Origin of the sequence: Streptomyces sp. NPDC007901, assembly GCF_042959465.1 — a bacterium.
GTDB lineage: Bacteria > Actinomycetota > Actinomycetes > Streptomycetales > Streptomycetaceae > Streptomyces.
Genome location: NZ_JBIBKW010000038.1, coordinates 28,768 through 47,041, shown reverse-complemented (window position 1 = coordinate 47,041; position 18,274 = coordinate 28,768). Strand labels below are relative to the sequence as shown.

Annotated in this window: 15 protein-coding genes and 2 pseudogenes; 6 read left to right on the top strand and 11 right to left on the bottom strand. The window is 68.8% G+C overall.

All coding sequences use genetic code 11. From position 1 onward, the window contains the following. Positions 1 to 297 precede the first annotated feature (297 nt). The 4 genes from ACFZDK_RS52655 to ACFZDK_RS52640 form a co-directional block, all read right to left on the bottom strand. Positions 298 to 1,395, bottom strand: a complete 1,098-nt coding sequence (locus tag ACFZDK_RS52655; RefSeq protein WP_390985710.1) for a DNA glycosylase AlkZ-like family protein — start codon at positions 1,393 to 1,395, stop codon at positions 298 to 300. A 7-nt stretch (positions 1,396 to 1,402) separates the two neighbouring features. Beyond that, entirely contained in the window at positions 1,403 to 2,434 is a 1,032-nt protein-coding gene (locus ACFZDK_RS52650) for an aldo/keto reductase (RefSeq protein ID WP_390985708.1), read from the bottom strand. A gap of 108 nt (positions 2,435 to 2,542) precedes the next feature. Beyond that, complete coding sequence (locus tag ACFZDK_RS52645) at positions 2,543 to 2,965, bottom strand: VOC family protein (protein ID WP_390985705.1); 423 nt, start codon at positions 2,963 to 2,965, stop codon at positions 2,543 to 2,545. A gap of 197 nt (positions 2,966 to 3,162) precedes the next feature. Continuing rightward, positions 3,163 to 3,333 carry a hypothetical protein gene (locus ACFZDK_RS52640; RefSeq protein ID WP_390985702.1) on the bottom strand — a complete coding sequence of 57 codons (171 nt, stop codon included), beginning with the start codon at positions 3,331 to 3,333 and terminating at the stop codon, positions 3,163 to 3,165. A gap of 552 nt (positions 3,334 to 3,885) precedes the next feature. Here ACFZDK_RS52640 and ACFZDK_RS52635 point away from each other — a divergent pair. Next, positions 3,886 to 4,377, top strand: coding sequence for a hypothetical protein (locus ACFZDK_RS52635; protein WP_390985699.1), 492 nt, complete (start codon positions 3,886 to 3,888; stop codon positions 4,375 to 4,377). Here the strand turns inward: ACFZDK_RS52635 and ACFZDK_RS52630 are convergent. Next, a pseudogene (locus tag ACFZDK_RS52630) lies at positions 4,334 to 4,787 on the bottom strand (hypothetical protein); the annotation flags it as partial. The gene ACFZDK_RS52635 and the pseudogene ACFZDK_RS52630 overlap by 44 nt on opposite strands. Before the next feature lie 364 nt (positions 4,788 to 5,151). Beyond that, positions 5,152 to 5,793, bottom strand: a complete 642-nt coding sequence (locus ACFZDK_RS52625; protein ID WP_390985696.1) for a TetR/AcrR family transcriptional regulator C-terminal ligand-binding domain-containing protein — start codon at positions 5,791 to 5,793, stop codon at positions 5,152 to 5,154. A gap of 197 nt (positions 5,794 to 5,990) precedes the next feature. Between ACFZDK_RS52625 and ACFZDK_RS52620 the strand changes: the two genes are divergently transcribed. From ACFZDK_RS52620 to ACFZDK_RS52605, 4 genes and pseudogenes are all read left to right on the top strand, one after another. Further along, complete coding sequence (locus ACFZDK_RS52620; RefSeq protein WP_390985693.1) at positions 5,991 to 7,070, top strand: alkene reductase; 1,080 nt, start codon at positions 5,991 to 5,993, stop codon at positions 7,068 to 7,070. 240 nt (positions 7,071 to 7,310) lie between these two features. Then, positions 7,311 to 8,276 (top strand): zinc-binding dehydrogenase, encoded by a 966-nt coding sequence (locus ACFZDK_RS52615; RefSeq protein WP_390985691.1) that lies wholly within the window; start codon positions 7,311 to 7,313, stop codon positions 8,274 to 8,276. Between the two features lie 112 nt (positions 8,277 to 8,388). Continuing rightward, positions 8,389 to 8,460 (top strand): annotated as a pseudogene (locus ACFZDK_RS52610) (TetR/AcrR family transcriptional regulator); the annotation flags it as partial. Between the two features lie 21 nt (positions 8,461 to 8,481). Further along, positions 8,482 to 8,757: a hypothetical protein gene (locus tag ACFZDK_RS52605; RefSeq protein ID WP_390985688.1), complete on the top strand. Its 276-nt coding sequence runs from the start codon at positions 8,482 to 8,484 to the stop codon at positions 8,755 to 8,757. On the opposite strand, the gene ACFZDK_RS52600 is transcribed toward ACFZDK_RS52605, so the two are convergent. The 5 genes from ACFZDK_RS52600 to ACFZDK_RS52580 all read right to left on the bottom strand — a co-directional run bounded on the left by ACFZDK_RS52600 (position 8,744) and on the right by ACFZDK_RS52580 (position 16,685). After that, the gene (locus ACFZDK_RS52600) at positions 8,744 to 10,033 is read right to left on the bottom strand and encodes a DUF2207 family protein (RefSeq protein ID WP_390985686.1); all 1,290 of its coding nucleotides are present in this window, start codon (positions 10,031 to 10,033) and stop codon (positions 8,744 to 8,746) included. The two genes, ACFZDK_RS52605 and ACFZDK_RS52600, sit on opposite strands and share 14 nt — an antisense overlap. 8 nt (positions 10,034 to 10,041) lie before the next feature. Next, positions 10,042 to 10,455, bottom strand: coding sequence for a hypothetical protein (locus tag ACFZDK_RS52595; RefSeq protein WP_390985683.1), 414 nt, complete (start codon positions 10,453 to 10,455; stop codon positions 10,042 to 10,044). A 157-nt stretch (positions 10,456 to 10,612) separates the two neighbouring features. Then, positions 10,613 to 11,770 (bottom strand): serpin family protein, encoded by a 1,158-nt coding sequence (locus tag ACFZDK_RS52590; protein ID WP_390985680.1) that lies wholly within the window; start codon positions 11,768 to 11,770, stop codon positions 10,613 to 10,615. 619 nt (positions 11,771 to 12,389) lie between these two features. Continuing rightward, positions 12,390 to 12,608 (bottom strand): NUDIX domain-containing protein, encoded by a 219-nt coding sequence (locus ACFZDK_RS52585; protein WP_390985678.1) that lies wholly within the window; start codon positions 12,606 to 12,608, stop codon positions 12,390 to 12,392. A 420-nt stretch (positions 12,609 to 13,028) separates the two neighbouring features. Continuing rightward, on the bottom strand, positions 13,029 to 16,685 hold the full coding sequence (locus ACFZDK_RS52580; RefSeq protein WP_390985675.1) for a LamG-like jellyroll fold domain-containing protein: 3,657 nt from the start codon (positions 16,683 to 16,685) through the stop codon (positions 13,029 to 13,031). Between the two features lie 430 nt (positions 16,686 to 17,115). On the opposite strand from ACFZDK_RS52580, the gene ACFZDK_RS52575 reads away from it, so the two are divergent. Then, positions 17,116 to 18,138, top strand: a complete 1,023-nt coding sequence (locus ACFZDK_RS52575; RefSeq protein ID WP_390985673.1) for a substrate-binding domain-containing protein — start codon at positions 17,116 to 17,118, stop codon at positions 18,136 to 18,138. Positions 18,139 to 18,274: the final 136 nt, after the last annotated feature.

Sequence of the window (18,274 nt, the reverse complement as noted above, 5' to 3'; positions counted from 1 at the left end):
GTGGGTCACGACCGCTCATGATCGCGGAGGTGGTGACCCTCCGTTGCTCCGGCACCAAAAGTGATCCAGAACCACGATTCACGCGTCGCCGACAGGGGATGACCTCGGGTCATGTGTCTCTCGGTACTGTAATCGCCGTTGGGGTCAGCACGCCGCTCACTCCTGCGGAGGTCGAACGCGGACAGCGTCTCGGAGCCCTCCTGTGTTGGACCAAGGGAGATCACTCGATGCTCGATACTGCGCTCGCCGCACCCATCTGGCAGGAGACTCTCCGCAAGTCAGAAATCCCAGTACAGCTCAGCTCTCGGTGCCGAGTTGGATGTGCTCGATGTCTTCGTCCAGGAAGGTGGCCAGGTCCTGGGCTTCGGCCTGGACGGCTTCTTGTTCCAGGACGGTGAGGGGACGAAGGGGGCGGACGCGAAGTAGGTGGTCGCGTGCGGTCCAGGTGGCGGTGACGCGTCCGTCGACGAGGACGGTGCGTTGGCCGGCGACGGACAGGCCGAGGTGGGCGTCGTCGATGATGCGGCTGCGGTCGTGGTAGCCGAGGATGGCGTTGTCGAAGGCCGGCAGAAACCGGACGGGGGCGGGGGTATCGGGGTGGGGGCGTGGCGCGTCGGGCAGATCGAGCAGTTCGCGGCCGCGTTCGTCGCGGAAGGCAATCAGCTCTTCTCGGATGGCTTTGACTGCGGCGGGAAGTCCGGCGAGGCCACACCAGGCGCGTAGGTCCGCGCTGGCGGCGGGCCCGTAGGCAGCAAGGTAGCGGCGCAACAGTTGCTGCCCGACGGGATCGCTGTCCTGGGCGGGCAGGGGGTCGAGGTCCCGTTCCAGCCAGGTGGCCAACGGCAGGTTGCGTACGCCCGCCCTCTGGTGCCAGAGGCCGCGGGGCGGGAGCTGGGCCATGGGGATGAGGGCTGCGACGAGCAGCTCGCCCAGGACCCTGCGTGGTGGGCCGGGCCAGCGGTCTTCGACGGCTTCTTGTACGAGCTCGCTCATGGTGCGGGGCTGCCGGTCGGCAACGGCCGCGCGGCCGGCGGCGGCGACCTCTTCCACGTCGATGCCGGCCAGTTCGCGCCGCCAGGTGCCCAGCACTCGCTGGCGCAGCATGGTGTCGTGGCGGGCTCGCCAGGCGAGCGCGTCGTCGGAGGTGACGAGGTGGACGGTGCGGCGCATCAGGTGGGTGCGCACCATCGTGCGGCCGGTGAGCGCGTCGTCCAGTTGCCTGGGATTGAAGTCGGCCAGGCGGGACCACAGCCCGATGAATGGTTCCTGAGGCTCTTGCGCCTGCAGGCCGCACAGGTGGGCCACAGCCTCGAGCACGGATGTGTCGGCGCGGGTGAGCAGGTGCTGGCGGGCGAGGGTGGCGCGGTTGAGGGCGCGGCTGTCGAGAACGTTCATGGGGTTCTCAGGCGGCTGCCCGCTCGTGGAGCGGGCGTCGGCGCAGGTCCGTGCGGGTGAGGGAGAGGGGTGTGTAGGAGACGTCCAGAGGGCTGATGTCGGTACCTGGCGGGACGATGGTGTCGATCTTGTCGAGGATGTCGTCGCCGAGGGTGAGGGCGGCGCCGGCAAGCAGGTCATCGAGCTGGTCCATGGTGCGTGGGCCGATGATGGCGGCGGTGACGTCGGGGTGGCTGGTGGCAAAAGCCATGGCGAGGTGCGTGAGGGAGTGGCCGGATTCTTCGGCGAGGGTGAGCAGCTGCTCGACTGCATCAAGCTTGTGTTCGTCGGTGAGGTGCTTGGGGACCCAGTGCATGCGGGCACCTGCGGGCCGTGGGGCGTTCTTGCGGTAGCGGCCGGTGAGCAGGCCCATGGCCAGCGGGCTCCACACCAGAACGCCGATGCCGTAGCGGCGGCAGGCGGGCAGGACCTCGCGCTCGATGCCGCGGTTGAGTATGGAGTAGGTGGGCTGCTCGGTTCGAAGGCGGTGCAGGCCGCGCCGCTGGGACACCCACTGAGCCTCGACGATGTCCGAGGCCAGCAGGTTGGAGGAGCCGATCGCGCGGACCTTCCCGGCACGCACGAGGTCGGTGAGCGCGGAGAGGGTCTCCTCGATGTCGGTGTGTGGGTCGGGGTGGTGGATCTGGTAGAGGTCGATGTAGTCGGTCTGCAGCCGCTTCAGCGAGCCCTCGACCGCCTGGATGACCCAGCGCCGGGAGCTGCCGCTTCGGTTGGGGCCCTCGCCCATCGGGCCGTTGAACTTGGTTGCCAGCACGACCTCGTCTCGGCGTCCTTTGAGGGCCTCTCCGACGATCTCCTCGGTCTCGCTGTAGCCGTAGACATCGGCGGTGTCGACGAAGTTGATTCCCGCGTCGAGCGCCCGGTGGATCATGCCCACGCAGTCGTCGTGATCCGGATTGCCCATCTTGCCGACCATCATGGTTCCAAGGCAGTAGGCGCTGACTTCGATGCCGGTCCGTCCCAGCTTCCGCATCCGCACGGTGACCCGTTTCCTTCCACTGCTGTACGTGCTCGGTGCCTGCGCCGTCCGGTCCGCCCGTGTGGCTGAGGCGGCCCGGACGGCGCAGGCATGTCAGATCTGGCCGGTTCAGCCGTTGTAAGGGGCGGTGACGTCCAGGACCCAGGTGACGCCGAAGCGGTCGGTGAGCATGCCGTACAGCGGTGCCCACAGCGCGGGTTCCAGCGGCCGCACGATGGCCGAGCCTTCGGCAAGCCTGCCCCACAGGGCACTGATCTCCGTGGTGTCGTCGCCGCGTACGGAGACGAAGAACGAGTTGTCGCCCTGGTTCCAGGGGAGTTGCGAGGGGACGTCGTAGGCCATGACGTGGAAACCGTCGGCGCCGGTCACCTCGCCCCACATCACCCAGTCCGCCTCGCTCTCGTTCTGCACGGCGCCGGCGTCCTTGTAGGTGACCGCGACGGTGCGGCCGCCGAAGACGGACCGGTAGAAGTCCAGCGCCTCGCGTGCGTTGCCCCGGAAGTTCAGGTGGGTGGTGGTCGTGACGGACATGTCCTGCTCCTTGCCTCGAACGAGTGGTAAACGCGCCGCCGGCCGCCTGGACGCAATGCCGGCGGCCTGACCGGGAGCTATGCGCTTCCAGGACGGTTCGCAGGCCACTTTGTCGGAGGTAGAGGACAGGGTGGGTCCTGTACTTCGGTGAGGATGGGCTGCATGCAGAAAACGTCGTCCCGGCTGCTCTCGCTGCTTCAGACACAGTGGCCCCGCACGAGTACCAGGCGCGGGCCGTCAGGCTCGCTCAGGACTTCGTGGATCTCCTCCGCCTCACGTTCGCGGCCGATCAGGCGGTCGTCGGCGCGGCCTGTGTGCGCAGCCGTGCCCCAGCGGATCAGTTCGTTCTCGCCTGACCAAGCAGCCACGATGCAGTACATCCTCTGTTAGAGATAAGCCCAGGGGGAGGGCGAACACGGTCGTCTCCGGCCATGCCCGCTCGGATCTTCGTCAGTGCGCGAACATTATGAGCGTTGCCACCACGCCGTGAACCGCCCACCTCTGCACGACAACTTTCGTTTGCAGAAGGGCGGTTCGTCTTCGCCTGAGTAGAGGGGGGACGGAAAAGGACAGGTGCCGTCTCTCCTCGCGGTTGAGGAGAACAGAACGAGGCGGCATCGTGCCGCAACTGAGTGGGACGGTCATCGTCGGGTGGCGGGGACGGTGCCAGTTCTGGCCGGGCGGGAGGACCTGGCTGTTCAGCCGGGCTCTCTCCTGCGGCTTCGGCGAGTATCTTCAGCGCACCAGGGGATCGATGGCGACCGACAGTCGTTCGAGGTAGAACTCCCGCGATGCGGCCTGATGTTTGAGACCGATCCCCACGCGACCCACAGTCGAGAACGCATGGGCCCCGGGCTGACCGGGACCTCCCGGTCGGCGACATCAAGGGGATCCCGAAGTCCGTCCCCTCCGACCTCCTGATGGGGCTGCTCGCCCAGGCGTCGACGCCGCTCGGCCGCCTGGTCGTCGCCTTGGCCTCTATCCACGCACTGCCCGGACACGGGATCCGAACCCTGCGCACGACGGACCTCAACCTCTCCTGTGGCACCCTCGAAGTACGGCGCGGCCTGCTGCGGCACACCCTCTACCTGGAGGAGCTCACCCACCAACTCGCCGCCGACTGGACGACCTACCGCCACCTGCGATGGCCCGCCTCGACCAACCACCACCTACTGGTCAGCCAGAAGACCGCTGTCGATCCCGACCACCCGGCCGTCAGCATCGGCACGCTGCGCGCGTCCCTCCCAAAGGGCCTGACCCTGGACGGACTGCGTCAGGACCGGATCCTCAACGAGGCATTCGAGTGCGCCGACCCCCTCAAGCTGATGCGGCTGTTCGGCATCACCGAGCAGACCGCCATGCGCTACGTCACCGCCGCCCACCCCGAACGAACCGCCAAGCTGCCCCGGTAGTCGGAGTGGCGAGCCGTGTCAGCAGCAGTTGCAGCCGGCAGCCGCAGGCGTCCGCCTCGGCGGCGGACCGACTGGCCAGCGCACAGCAGCTCTTGCCCTGCCAGGCGTCGGGGCCTTCCTTGTGGCGATGGCGGCGATGAGGTCGGCCCAGGACCAACCGAGGGTGGCGTTGAGGACAGGCCGAGCATGAGGACGGCGGCGAGGTAGGTGCACAGCAGGGTCTGCTTGGAGTGGGCGACCGCGGAGGCGGAGCCGAGTGCGCGGCCGATGCGGCGCTGGGCGGCGGAGAGGAACGGCGTGATCGCCAGGGACAGGGCGGCGATGACGATGCTGGGGATGGAGCGGTCGGCCTTTCCAGTGCCAGCCAGCGCGCGAACGGCGTCGACGGCGAAATACGCGGCAAGCACGAAGGATCAGCTGGGCCGTAGTTTTCCGGGAACGCCGGTGTGCTCGGTCGGTAGGCCTCAAGCAGTCGATGCTGGGGCGTCCCTCGGGCAAAGGGCGCCACAGCATCCGGACCGCCGTTTAATCGCCCGCCGCCGAGCCTCACGGTCCAGCAGGAAGTAGCCGGCCAGCTGCCCGTCGTCCGGCACCTGCGTGAACCTGCCGTAGTTGCGGCGTTGTTCGTCGGTCAGGAACGCCACCCTCCCCTCGCCATCGCTTCTCCCCGTGCTGTGACGGCGCTCACCTCAAGTCACATGATCAGCGGATGCAGTGGCGGGGCCTGCCGGTTCGGGCGGTCGGGTGCGGTTCCCACGCCACGGGTCTCGATCGCTAGTCGGATGCGGGCGGAGCGACGCCGGCGGCCGGGAGGAGCAGTTTGTCGACCATGTCCAGGAGGAATGGCCGGTCGACAGACTTGCCTTCGACGAGGGAGCGGTATGCCGCGAGGGAGGGGATCAACCGACTCAGCATGTTCAGGTCGACGTCGTCTGCCATCTCGCCACGGGCGATGGCGCGGTCGATCATCTCGCGGAAGGCGGTTGCCCACGGTTCGATACAGACGGCGTTCATGATCTCGGCGACCTCAAGATCCTGAGAGGCCAGGGACAGGAGGCCTTTGGTCACGCTGAGCTTGCTTTGCTCTTCCTCGATCGAATCGGGCTTGAACATGGCGCGAAGGTCCTCGCGCAATGATCCGGTATCAGGCGGCTGCTCGATCTTGGCGGTGTGGCGGCCCATGTGCCTGAACGCGTCGAGGACCAGTTGGGGCTTCGACTCCCAGCGGCGGTAGACAGTCGCTTTCCCTGCGTGGGCACGGGCCGCGACGGCATTCATCGTCATCCGCTCATAGCCAACCTCGGCGAGCACCTCCAGCGTGGCGTCGAGGATGTCGGCGTCGCGTGTGTCGTCTCGTTGCCTTCCCCCTCGGCCGACGCGTCGAGACCCACGACCAACCACTGAGGAGTCGTCCATGACCCAGATCATACCCCGGTCAGTTCCGGAACCCGCTAGTATCGGAACTCGTAAGTCTCGTCCATGTGAGGCGACGCGCTGACGGCGAGCGCGTCCTCGATGGACCGCAGGCAGCGCAGCGCCTCGGCGTGCTGATGCCGATAGCGCGCATCGAAAGTGGGCCGCCGGCCGGGTGGCCCTTTACCGAAGGGAAGATCATGACGACTGCGTTCGATCCGATCGAGCTGGGCGGCAAGCGTCTGGCCAACCGCATCGCGATGGCGCCGATGACCCGAAGCCGGGCCTACGGGCCGGGGGCCAGTGCGACGGAGCTGATGACGACCTACTACGCCCAGCGCTCAAGCGCCGGGCTGATCATCACCGAAGGCGTTCAGCCGTCGGTGGTCGGTCAGGGCTACCCCGACACTCCGGGCCTGCACTCCGCCGAACAGGTCGCCGCGTGGCGTCAGGTGACCGACGCGGTTCACCGCGAAGGCGGAGTGATCTTCGCGCAGCTGCTGCACACCGGCCGCATCGGCCACCCCAGCCTGCTGCCCGCGGGCCTGGTGCCGGTGGCGCCCTCCGCCGTCGCAGCGAAGGGGCAGGTATACACCCATGAGGGCCTCCAGGACTTCGTCACTCCGCGGGAGCTGGATGACGAGGAGATCGTGCAGACGATCGCCGACTTCGCGGACGCGGCGCGCAACGCCATCGCCGCCGGTTTCGACGGGGTGGAGCTCCATGGGGCGAACGGCTACCTGATCCACCAGTTCCTTGCCCCCAACACCAATCAGCGCACCGACCGATGGGGAGGCGACACAACGGGCCGGGCGCGTTTCGCCGTCGACGTCACCCGCGCCGTCGCCGACGCCATTGGCGCGCACCGGACCGGCGTCCGCTTCTCTCCCGGGGTCCCCTTCAACGACATCGACGAGACGGACCAGGCCAACCTGGAGGAGACCTACACGACCGTGGCGGCCGCTCTCGCCCCGCTGGGCCTGGCCTACCTGCACATACTCGAAGGTTCCAACCAGAGCCTGACGGGGGTCCTGCGCAAGGACTGGCCCGGCACGTTCATCCTCAACCCCTTCACCTCCTCTGAGCCCACCGACCACCGTTCCCTGAGCCTGATCGAGGACGGCGCCGCGGACATGCTCGCCTTCGGCGCACTGTTCGTGGCCAACCCGGACCTGCCCCGTCGCCTCGCATCCGGCGGCCCCTACAACGAACCCGACCGCGCCACGTATTACGGCGGCGACGAGCACGGCTACACCGACTACCCCTCCCTACCCGCCTGACCACCCGGGGCGCGGCGTCCCGGCTCACCCCGGGCGCGCCCCGTCCCGTCCACTCCTCATCTGAGGATCTGATCGCGACCACCGTCGCCGCCCCAACCCATCCCGGCGGCACCGAGGAACCAGCCCACCCAGTCGGTCGCCGATACCGCCCTGATTGCGGACGCCGTCGACGAGCCAGACGGCCTCTCCCCTGGGACAGGCCGTCGCTCTTCTGACCGGAACAACGAAAGGAAAGACTGGATGCGAGTCGTGCACGTCACTGAGTTCGGCGGCCCCGAGGTGCTGTCCGTGGTAGAGGCGCCAGAACCCCAACCCGGCCCCGACCAGGTGATCGTCGCTCTGGCGTTCGCCGACATCCTCTTCCTCGACGCCCTGATCCGCAGCGGGGGATGGGCAACCCAGCACTTCGCCCGCACACCGCCCTTCGTGCCCGGAACCGGCGGCGTCGGGACCGTGATCGCGGTGGGAACCGGAGTCGACCGCGCCTGGCTGGGACGCCGGGTCCTGGCCGCCGCCGAGACCGGCTACGCCGAACAGATCGCCGTCTACGTGGGACAGCTCCTGCCCGTCCCCGACGAGGTCGACGACCAGACCGCGGCGGCCCTGCTGCACGACGGCGCGACCGCGGCCGCCCTGGACCGGCTCGGCGAACCGAGGCGCGGCCAGTGGGTACTGGTCACCGCCGCCGCCGGAGGAGCCGGGTCACAGCTGGTCCAGCTGGCCGCGCAAGCCGGAGCACGCGTGATCGCGGCGGCGTCCACCGGTGACAAACGAGCCTTCGCCAAGAAGCTGGGCGCCGAGATCACCATCGACTACACCCAGCCCGGATGGGACGACCAGGTACGAACCGTAACCGGCGGCGGAGTCGGCCTGGCCTACGACGGTGCCGGCGGCGGACTCGCGACAGCCACGCTGTCCACAGTCGTCGACGGTGGCCGACTGGTCACCTACGGCACGACGACCGGCTTCGCCTCCCTCGACTACGACGACATCACCCGCCGCGGCATCGACATCATCACCCCCGTGGCCTCGGGCGCACTCACCGACGAGCACCTGCCCAATGCCGCGCGGGCCCTCGCCCTCGGCGCCGAAGGACGACTGCGCCCAGTGATCAGCGCGGTATACCGCCTGGAGCACGCGGCCGACGCCCACCGCGATCTCGAAGCACGCAAGCTGACGGGCAAGGCCCTGCTGGCGATCACCTGACGGGCCCACGCTCGCTCCGCACAACGCGGCGGCGCCAGCGGCCAGATCGGAGCCGAAGCCAGCGACAAGAGAGGCGGCAGCGACCACGAGGTGCCCGGTAGGTACGACGACGCACGACATCGCAGAGTGGGTCGGTATCTCGCAGCCGTATCTCTACCGCCTGTACCCGAACAAGGAAGCCCTGTTCGCGGCGGCAGTCGACCACGTGTCCGTCGTCATGACCGAAACACTGGTCGCGCACTCGCCGGCGTCGGGTGGGGCGGGGTTGGCTCCCGAGGCGGCGTCGAATGCCGCACGCGTCGCCTACGCCGCTCTCGTCGCGGACCGGAGCATTCTGCGTTTCCTCATGCACGCGAACTGTGCCGCCGGCGAGCCGCTGGTGGCACAGGCCGTGCGCCGGTGCTACGCCAAGCAAGTCGACACCGTGCGGCAGCTGCTAGTACTCCAGTCTGGTTTCGCGATCTTGATCAACTTCTCGTAGTTGCCTCGACCACGGCGATCTGATGGATCTTGCGTCGGCGGGGGCTGCAGTGCACGTCGACCACGTCGCCCACTTTGAAGCGGTCCTTCAGCTGGGGGTTGGACTCCGTGGAGAACATCGGCCGGTGCCATTGGTCCACTTCGAAGGACCACGCCTGGCGGGATTCGGGGTGCTCGATCGAGCAGCAGTAGTGCGTGATGAAGGTCGGCGGATCGTCGTAATGAGTGGTGAAGTCCCAACGGCAGATGACCGCACCACGGAAGGTCAACTCGGCCGGGAGACTGTGGATTCGGCGATGCGCCGGCAGCCAGAGACCCGCCAGGACCAGGCCGATGAGAACCGGGACGGCGCAGACAGCCGCGTCGTAGGCAGTGCGCGCGGTCATGACCAGTGCCGCTGTCGTGGCGCAGGCGGTGAGGGCCAGGACGACGAGTTGCCACATGCGGCCCCAGCGCGGCGGGTCCAGCGGCGCCGTGTCGATGACATGCCACGACTTGTTGTACGAGGACCAGATACGGCGGGACTCGCGAACGGGGAGTGCCGACTCGGGGCCGTTCGCTCCCACCTGCCGCTTCGGAGGGTGATGTGAGGTGGCCTGCGCGCTGTTGCGCCACCGGGTCGCGGCCTGGCGGCCAGCAGGAGTAAGCCGGGGACCGGACCTGCGCGGGAAACGTTCGTACCAGAAGACCAGCAGGACCGAGACGATGACAGTCGCTTGGAAGGCTACGTCGAAGACGTCGCCGCCCAACTCGGCGCAGCCGTACAGCAGGCCCGCCCACACAAGACACCCGGCGATCCTCAGCGTCCAAGTCAGGTACTTCTCGCGGGCCGGGCGGATCAGACCGAGGGCCATCGCCTCGTCCTGAACGCTTTGTTGAAAGCCCCGCCACCATATCCAGTACTCGTCGCCGTCCCCAGGCCCCAGCGCCTCTATGGGCACCCGGTCGACGTTGTCGCGGCAGCGGTGGCGGATCCGTTCGAGGAGCAGTTGCTCGAAGGGGCGCAGGTGTCGGTTGTCCTCGGCGGCGGGGGTGAGGCGCACGGTCGGGGTGCCGTCTGCTTTGCGCTCGAGCCGCAGCCGGCCCGCTGCAACGAGTTGGAGGCTGGTCGTCTCGATCGCCTTGGGCGTGACCTCCCCTCGACCGAACAGCAGGTTCACCACAGGCGCGGCCAGCTCACGATGGGGCGGGGGGCTGGGCAGGGGTGGCAGAGTCTCCCGTCTGCGTACGCCGTACACCGCGGCTGCGTACAGCAGCGGGCCGAAGACGAATGCCATGAGAAGGCTCACCACGGCTGTTTCCCCGCAGCACTGCTGGATATCCCTCGGGCGCCCGCCTCCGAGTCGCAGGTCCGGGCCGCAGGCCGTGCCCGGCGAGGCGAGAGCACCGACATGATCCACGTGGCCGCCGAGCCCGCGGCCAACGCGACCAGCACACTGATGGGCAGCACACGGCCCGACAGCGGATGCGTGGGCACCAGTGCCGTGCAGTAGTCGCTGTCGTTCATCAAGGCGGTACGAAGGATCAGCAGCGGCGTCACGGCCTTCGCCGCTGGCCCCGCCAGCGTGACCAGCAGCCAGTACGTCGCCATCGTCGACCGGCCCGCTGTCAGCACGTCGACGCGGGACTGGGAGCCGGCCCGCGGATCGTCGGCCCAGTAGAAGGCGATGTACGCCCCGCACACCGCCGTCACGGGCACGAGTACAGCAAGCGCGTGCGCGGTCGACCGAGCCCTGGGCGCGCCCGGAAACGAAGCGGGCCACACCACTCCCCATATGCCTGAAATCGCGCGTACACGGGCCGTCCGTCTCCCGTACTCGCGCCTCAGCTGCATGACCGGCCCCCGGCCCACCTCGTCAGACATGGGGCGACCGGGGTGCGGACGCCTGCCAGGCGGTGAACAACGGCAATCCGGTGTCGCCGGCGAAGACCACGAGGCCGAACGGCCTGTCGAAGGCGATGTGCCTGGTGCGCGGTTCACGGCCGGAGACGCTCAGCGTCCTCTGCCACATCTGCGCCACCGCAGCCGCCCGGACCCCCTGCTCGTCGATCCTCAGCACCGAGTCCTGGGCGACCCTGTCGACGCGCAGCGGCTCGGGGGACATGCCGGAGAAGTCGGCGAGCTCGGACACGGCCAGGGGCGCGCCGAGCGAGGCCAGGAGCCGCTCAGCGTGCAGGCGCGTGTGCAGGTGGAGTCGTGGGAGCGTGATGGTGACCGCGTCCGCGTCGATCGGGCGCCGGCGCTCGTGCGCCGCCCAGGCGGCGGGCAGGACTTCCGCCGGGCCTCGGCCAGGCGCTCCCAGCACACAACTGACCTGCAGCGGCCGTCGCTCTGGCCCCGCGGTGCACAGCAGCGCCACCACGTCCACCTCGTCCGCCGGGTTTCCGGAGGGGGCCTCCACGGTCCACGCGTACGACGGCCGAGGCAGCGACCTGGCCATCGTCGGGACGACGTGCTCGACGCCCCGGGCGTCGGTGAAGATCTGGTCGGACGTCGCCTCCTGCTTGAACCGTGACGCCCAAGTGCCGTCCAGCTGAAGCGCGTTGACGAGCAGAAGGAGTTCTTCCCCCTTCGGGCCGTCCGGGAGCTCGCGGATCATTCCGCCGGTCGCCTCGCGTACCCAGGCATCGAGCGTCCGCACGTCGGCGAGGTCCAGGTGCCCGAAGCGGACGTCCGGCAGGCGCTCGCGGTAGTCCCGGTAGACACCGACCCGCGACCACACGCCTGTCGCGACCGCAACGCCTTGCGTCTGTGCCAGCTGTCCCGTCACCTCGGTGACAGCGATGGCGGCGTCCGGCCCGGCCACACCGAGCAGGTCACGCAGTTCCCGAGCCGTTCCCGACTCCGCCCCGGACGCCACGGCCGAAAGCGCGAGCCACAGGCCCGCGGGTGAACAGGTGAAGTCGCCGTACGCGTCCCGCACCGCCACGTCCCGGACCACCGACGTCAGCAGGCGCTCCGCGAACTCCCGGACGTGACCGACATGTTGAACAGGTATGACGTGTGCCGTCACTCGGCCTCCCCCCTCGCACCGTCCGCACGGTGCGGACCGGCCCGAACGGTTCGGGCGTCTCAGTGCAGAACGACAAGCTTGTCGCACCCTATCCGGCCTCGGCATCAGTGCAATCGCGTAGAGGGGTACGTATCCGCCGCGGGGTCAGACGGTCGCCGTCCCGCAGGCCGGAGAGAAGACGCAAGTAGCTCAGAAGCGGCGTGCCGCCGCACGGGAGCGCGTGGTCCCGGGCGCCGGCAAGCGCATCCCACGGTTGGTCGAGCTGGACCTCGAGCCGCAGAGCCTCAACCAGATCCACCAGCGACGGACTGACTTGGCCGATCTGGTGCTACGAGCAACTGACGCTATCGTCGGCAGGGATGCTCGGCGGCGGGGTCGCCGCGATCCCCGCAGCGGTCGTCCGCGTCCAGAACCGAAAGCCCTGACCCAGCTCCGGAACAGGCAGAGGAGAGCCTGTCGTGCCTATGACTGCTCCCGCGTGAGCCCTGCAAGGAGCAGGGCAGCGACGCTTCCTGCGTCGGCAATCGCTCCGGTGCGGACCGCCTCGATGGCATCGGGAAACGTCGACCAGAGCACCGTCATGCCGATCTCGGTCTCATCGCGATGTCTATGGCCTGGCTCAACACCCGTGGCCAGGAAGAGATGGGTCCGTGCAACCTGTGGTCGCCGGGAGCGGGTCGAAGACGCCAAGCAGACGAGACTCGCCGACGACCAAGCCCGTCTCCTCTTCCAGCTCCCGGACGGCCACCACCTGCGGATCCTGCTGCCCGAGGCCGCCCTCCAGCGGACGAGAGCCGCTGCTACCTGAGTCCGGCGCGAGGGAAGAGTTGGAGGCCACCCCATCAGTCGATCCGGGTCACGTACCTGAGTGGCTGCATCGCCCAGCCGCATCTACTTGATTCCACCACCGACTGGGCCCGCTGCGGGCCGGCGCCGCCTTCGCCGGGGCGCCGACGTACAGCTGTGTCCGCTTCAGGGGCCTGGGTGCCGCCAGGTCAGTGGCATCGCCGGTGTACCAGGCCGAGCTTGCCGACGTAGATCGCGCGCACTGCATGTTCGGGTGCGCCGTGCCGGTACGGGCGCACGACCGGCTGGCGCACAAGAGCGCCGGTGAGGGGACGCGCCGCAATCATGAAGGGTTCGTACGTACTGACTTCGGCGACGGGCAGCCGCAGCCTGCCCGTCGGGCGGGGCCCGCGGGGCAGGGGCGGCCACCCGGCCGAAGCGCACGTCGCTTCAGTGCCGGTGGTCAGTCACTTCATCGCACCTCTCGTGCGTACGGCGTGACGGTGATCCGGTCGATGAGCGGCGCGTAGCGGGAGCGGAGCAGCACTCCGGGGAAGGTGTCCGAGGCGTAGGTGGTGCCGTCGAAGTTGGGCAGTTCCTCGGAGCGGAAGGCGATCGTGTTCTGTCCCTTCTTCAGGTGGACGGGGACGGTCAGTTCCCAGAAGTTGTTCTGGTGGAAGGTGTGGGGGAAGCCGACGCGGTGTACCTCGCCGTCGTTGACGGTGATGTCGGCGTGGCGGGCCAGCGGGTCCGGGTTGTAGTGAGTGGCCTCGGACTGCTCGGGGTTGGAGTAGCGGATGCGCAGCGCGTACAGGCCGGCCTTGTCCGCGGTGACCGTGAATGTCGCGGAGTTGCCGTTGCCCGGGTCGCCGCCGATCCCGGTGATCGCCGTGCCGTCGGTGGCCAGGGACAGCGGGGTCAGTGTGGCCGTGCCCGCGAGTCTGGCGTCCTGCGCCTCGTACGTACGCGTCCTGAGGGTGCCGTCGGTCGGCGTGACCGCCAGCCGGTCGATGAGCGTGGTGTCCGAACCGCCGGTCACCGTCACCTTGTTGATGCCGCCCGAGAGGGAGACGGCCACCTCGTGCCTGGACTTGGTCACGTGCAGGGCGTCGTGCCCGTTGACGGAGAGCCGGGCGTCCGCGCCGCCGAGGGTGTCGACCCTGAGAGTGGCCTCACGGTCGGCGGGGGAGTACACCCAGAACGTGGCCGTCTGGTGCTTCGCGACCCGGACGGCGCCGGAGCCGGTGGCGGGGGCCGGGGTGTGCTTCGGCAGGTCGTAGACGGGGTGCGCCCCGCCGCTCGTCCAGGCCAGCTCACCCTCGTAGACCTCGGTGGCCGCGGACGCGTCCGGCAGGGAGAGCGTGAGCCGGTCGACGATGGCGTCGCCCTTGGTGGCGCGCCTGCCGTCGAGGCTCTTCGCGGCGAGCGTCAGGGTGTGCTTGCCCTTGGTGAGGTGCACCGTGGTGTCGGTGTGGTCCCACACCACCCACTTGTAGCCGAGCGGCATGTACAGCTCCTGTTCGCCGGCTGCCTGGCCGTCCACGCGCAGGAAGACGTTGGTGGGTCCCTGGTCCTTCACCTTGTCGAAGGTGTTGAGGGAGTTGGCGAAGAGGCTCAGGTCGTAGGTGCCGTCCTCGGGCACGTCCACGGCGAAGTCCAGCGTGACGTCCGAGCCGGTGCGCAGGCCGCCCACGTCGTAGCCGCCGGAGGTGTAGAACTTCGACACGTCGCTGGTCGAGCCCTCCGGGCCGTTCTTCGAGTAGCCGGACCCGGTGTGGGCGGCGTCCTCCGCCTCGTACGATCCCTGCCAGCGCACCGGCGCCTGCTGTGTGCCCTTCGCCTTGCCGGCCGGGCTGAGGACGATCTCGTACGCCGAGGACTCCTTCAGCTTCGGCAGTGTGCCGTCGCCGAAGTCGAGGACGACCTTCCCGTCCTCACCGACCTTCAGGTTCGTCTCCGTCAGCAGCTTCGGGCCGGAGTTGTCGCCGAGCTGCCCGCTCCAGTCGATCTCGCTGACCCAGGCGTGGACGCTTTCCCCGAAGACCTTCCTGGGCACGTTGTCGAAGGTGATGTGCCCCTTGCCGGCGGACCCGCCGAAGAGCAGCCGGGACTGCTTCTTCTTCTCGTCGAGCGTGGCCACGCCCTGCATGGTGTAGTTCTGGCCCGGGAACGGCGGGGTCACGTTCACCGTGTGCCCGCTCATCGAGGCGTACGAGTGCAGCAGCCACCACTGGCCGTTGCCCCGGTTGGACTGCACCGCGGAGTCGGAGAGGTTGCCGTCGATGTTCCAGTACGCGATGTCGGCGTCCACCTTGGACTCCTCGATCGCGGACACCCACTGGATCATCTGACCGGGGACGGAGGTGTGGTAGTTGAAGGCGTACTCGTTGATGTTGATCGGGAGTCGGGTGCCCTCGCGGTCGGTGCCCTTGAACAGGTCCTTCTCCCACGCCCGGTACCTGGCCACGTTCTGGCGCACCGCCTCCGGGTGGCTCAGCTCGTGCCAGGTGATGACGTCGGGGAGGGTGCCGGCGGCCAGGGCGTGCGTGAGGAAGCCCTTGACCTGGTCGAACAGGACACTGGTGTTGGGGCCGGCGATGCGGGCGTCCGGCATCCTGCCCTTGATGAGCTTGTAGGCGGAGTCCCAGGCGGCGAAGAAGTCCTTCGGGTCGGTCAGCCAGCTGACCTTGTCGTAGCTCCACTCACCGGTGCCGAACATGTTGCCCTCGGGCTCGTTGAACGGCACGAAGACGATGTTGTCCTGGTACTGCTTCGGCAGTTGCAGGACCTGGTCGACCTGCTTGGCGAGCTTCTCCTCGTAGAGCTTGAGCTTCTCGGCGGGGGTGTCGCCCGGCCACTCGTACGGGAATCCCCGGTTGATGTCGGTCATGTAGATGTACACATCACCGTCGGTGGCGTCGGCCAGCGGCCTGACCACGTCCAGCGCGTCGGCGCCGGGGTGCTGCGGGCCGTCCTGGGCCTTGGTGGAGACCGTGCGCAGGCCCATGCCCTCGATGAGGTTGCCGGTGGGGACGTCCGGTCCGTACACGCCGTAGAGGGTGCCGGAGGCGCCGCCGTGGAAGGCGCCGGTGTCCGAGCCGAGGTCGACGGTGAGGGCCCCCTCGCGGACCACGGTGACCGCTGCCTGCACGGGCTGCCCGGATGCGGTTCCGGTCACCGTGAAGGTGCCCGGCTGGGCGTACTTCCCGGGCGGTACGGCGTCCCAGGTGACCGGTGTGTCGCGGTCGTAGCCGTCGGAGAAGGCGGAGCGGACCGCGGCGGGCAGGGACGGGGCGGTCCCGGTCGTCGTGCGGACGTCGAAGGACGTCCGGGAGAGCTGCTGGAGGGTGGGCACGGCCTCGACCGTACCGGCCACCTGCTCGGCGGTGAGCGCCGCGTGCCAGACCGTGAAGTCGTCGATCGCGCCCTTGAGCAGCGGGTCCTGGTAGAAGGACTTCCCGATGTAGCCGGCCGCGGTGGCCGAACCGTCCAGCAGGTCCTTGGCCCTGACGGTCGTTGCGGCGGAGGAGACGGCGACGCCGTCGAGGTAGGTGGTGACCCGTTGGGCGGCGGTGTCGAGGGTGACGGTGACCGTCCGCCAGCCGTCGGCGGGCAGCGGTGCGTAGCCGGAGACCTGTGCCTCCGCGCCGCCGCCGGTGGTCACGGCGGTGCGCAGCACGCTGCCGTTGGACGGCGTGGTGAACAAGTACTTGTTGGTGTCTGTGCCCAGGTCGAAGATCCGTTGCCACGCCGACTTGTCGTCGCCCCACTTCACGCGGGCCGAGACCGTCAAGTCGCTCGCGTCGCCGAGGACTTCCCGGGGCAGGCGGACGTACGCCCCGTCGGAGGTGGGTGCCCCGCCGGGCAGAGACAGCGCCCTGCCGCCGTCCGTGCCCGTGACCGACTCGGCGGTGGAGGCATTGACCAGGGTCGCCGTCAGACCGTTGCCGGAGCTGTCGGTGATCCTGCCGGAGGTGAGGTCGTCCTGGTCGAAGGTGTAGTGGGCGGCGGGCTGAGGCGTCTCCGCCGCCTGTGCGGGCACGGCCGGAGCGGCCAGCAGGCCCGCACCGAGAGCCAGCGCCATGGCGGCCGGGGCCCGGCACAGGGCGGATCTGTCAGCGGATGGCATGGATCGCGTCCTCAATCCTTGTGTATCGGTGCAACGGCTGTCGACACGAGTCGAACCGGTTCGATGGACTTCGTGACAGCTGGAGAAGTCGTTCGGTCGGCGGGGTGGCGAGCCCCGCGGTTTCAAGGAAGGTGTGAAACATTCCTGCGGCCGTCGGAAGGATCACTTCGTCGAACCGGTTCCGGGAAGCTAACACCGCGGAATCCTCACCATCAATCCCCCGACCAGAAGAAATCCGGGCCTTCTGTCAGATACGAAAGTCTCGTCGGGGGTGTTGACAGTCGCTGCGGCTGTTCCTACGTTCACTTCACGCGAACCGGTTCGACGATCGGATGCGCGTCACGGTCCACCCCACACCCTCATGAGCCGATGAGTACTCTCTCCATGGAGGAGTCGAACCGGTTCGAGCAATTCGAGCAAGGAGTCACCCGTGAACATCGGTGAGATCGCCCGCCGGGCCGGTGTCTCGCGGAGCACCGTGTCGTACGCGCTGAGCGGCAAGCGCCCGGTCTCGGACGACACCCGACGGAAGATCCAGCAGGTCATCGACGAGTTGGGCTACCGCCCGAACGCCAGCGCCCGCGCCCTCGCCAACGGCCGGACCAACACGATCGGGCTGGTCTTCCCGCCGGCGGGCAACCACTACACCGGGATGCAGCTGGATTTCATCGGCAGTGTGGTGGAGGCCGCCGCGGCCTACGACTACGACGTACTGCTGTCACCCAGCGGCGTGGACAGCGACCGCTCCTTCCAGCGGCTGCTGGGGGAACGCCGCGTCGACGGCGCGATCCTGATGGAGATCAGACTGGCGGACGACCGGGTCGACCACCTGGCCGAGCTGGGCTTCCCCGCCGTCGCCATCGGCCGCACCGCCCACCCGGAAGGCGGCTGGTGGGTCGGCCTGGACCACACCGCCCTTGCGGCGGCGTGCGTCCACCACCTTGCGGACCTCGGCCACCGCCGGATCGCCTTCGTCAACCGTCCCGAGCAGCTGCTGCGGGCCGGATACGAGTCCGCGCACCGCGGCCTGGACGGCTTCACCAAGGCCGCGGCCGAGCGCGGTCTGACCGTGCGGACGTACAGCTGCGGGGACGACGCCGCATCCGGCCAGGCCTGCCTGGAAAAGATCCTGCACGACGAGCCGGCCACCACCGGTCTGGTCACGCTGAACGAGGCAGCGCTGGGCGGTCTCTACCGAGGGCTCGCTCAGGCGGGCCGCCACGTGCCGCGCGACTTCTCAGTCACCGGCGTCGTCGCCGGCCGGTGGGCGGAGACGGTGACCCCGCAGCTCACCGCCGCCGACGTACCGGCGGAGGAAATGGGCCGGCGCGCCGTCGATCTGCTGGTGGAGCGGCTCGACCATCCCGACGCACCGCCCCGGCACCACCTCCTCGTACCGCCGATCTCCCTGCGGGCCAGCACCGGGCCCGCAGGGACCGGTACCGCGCTCTGACCGCACCCGCGTAGCTCTGCTCCTCGATTCCCTTCACCTCACGCACGCCCGAACGGCCCGACAGCGCCGTTCGCCGTGCCCGCCGTTCCTCGCCGCCCCGTGCCTCGGCACCGGCATGCCCAGAACAAAGGAACCC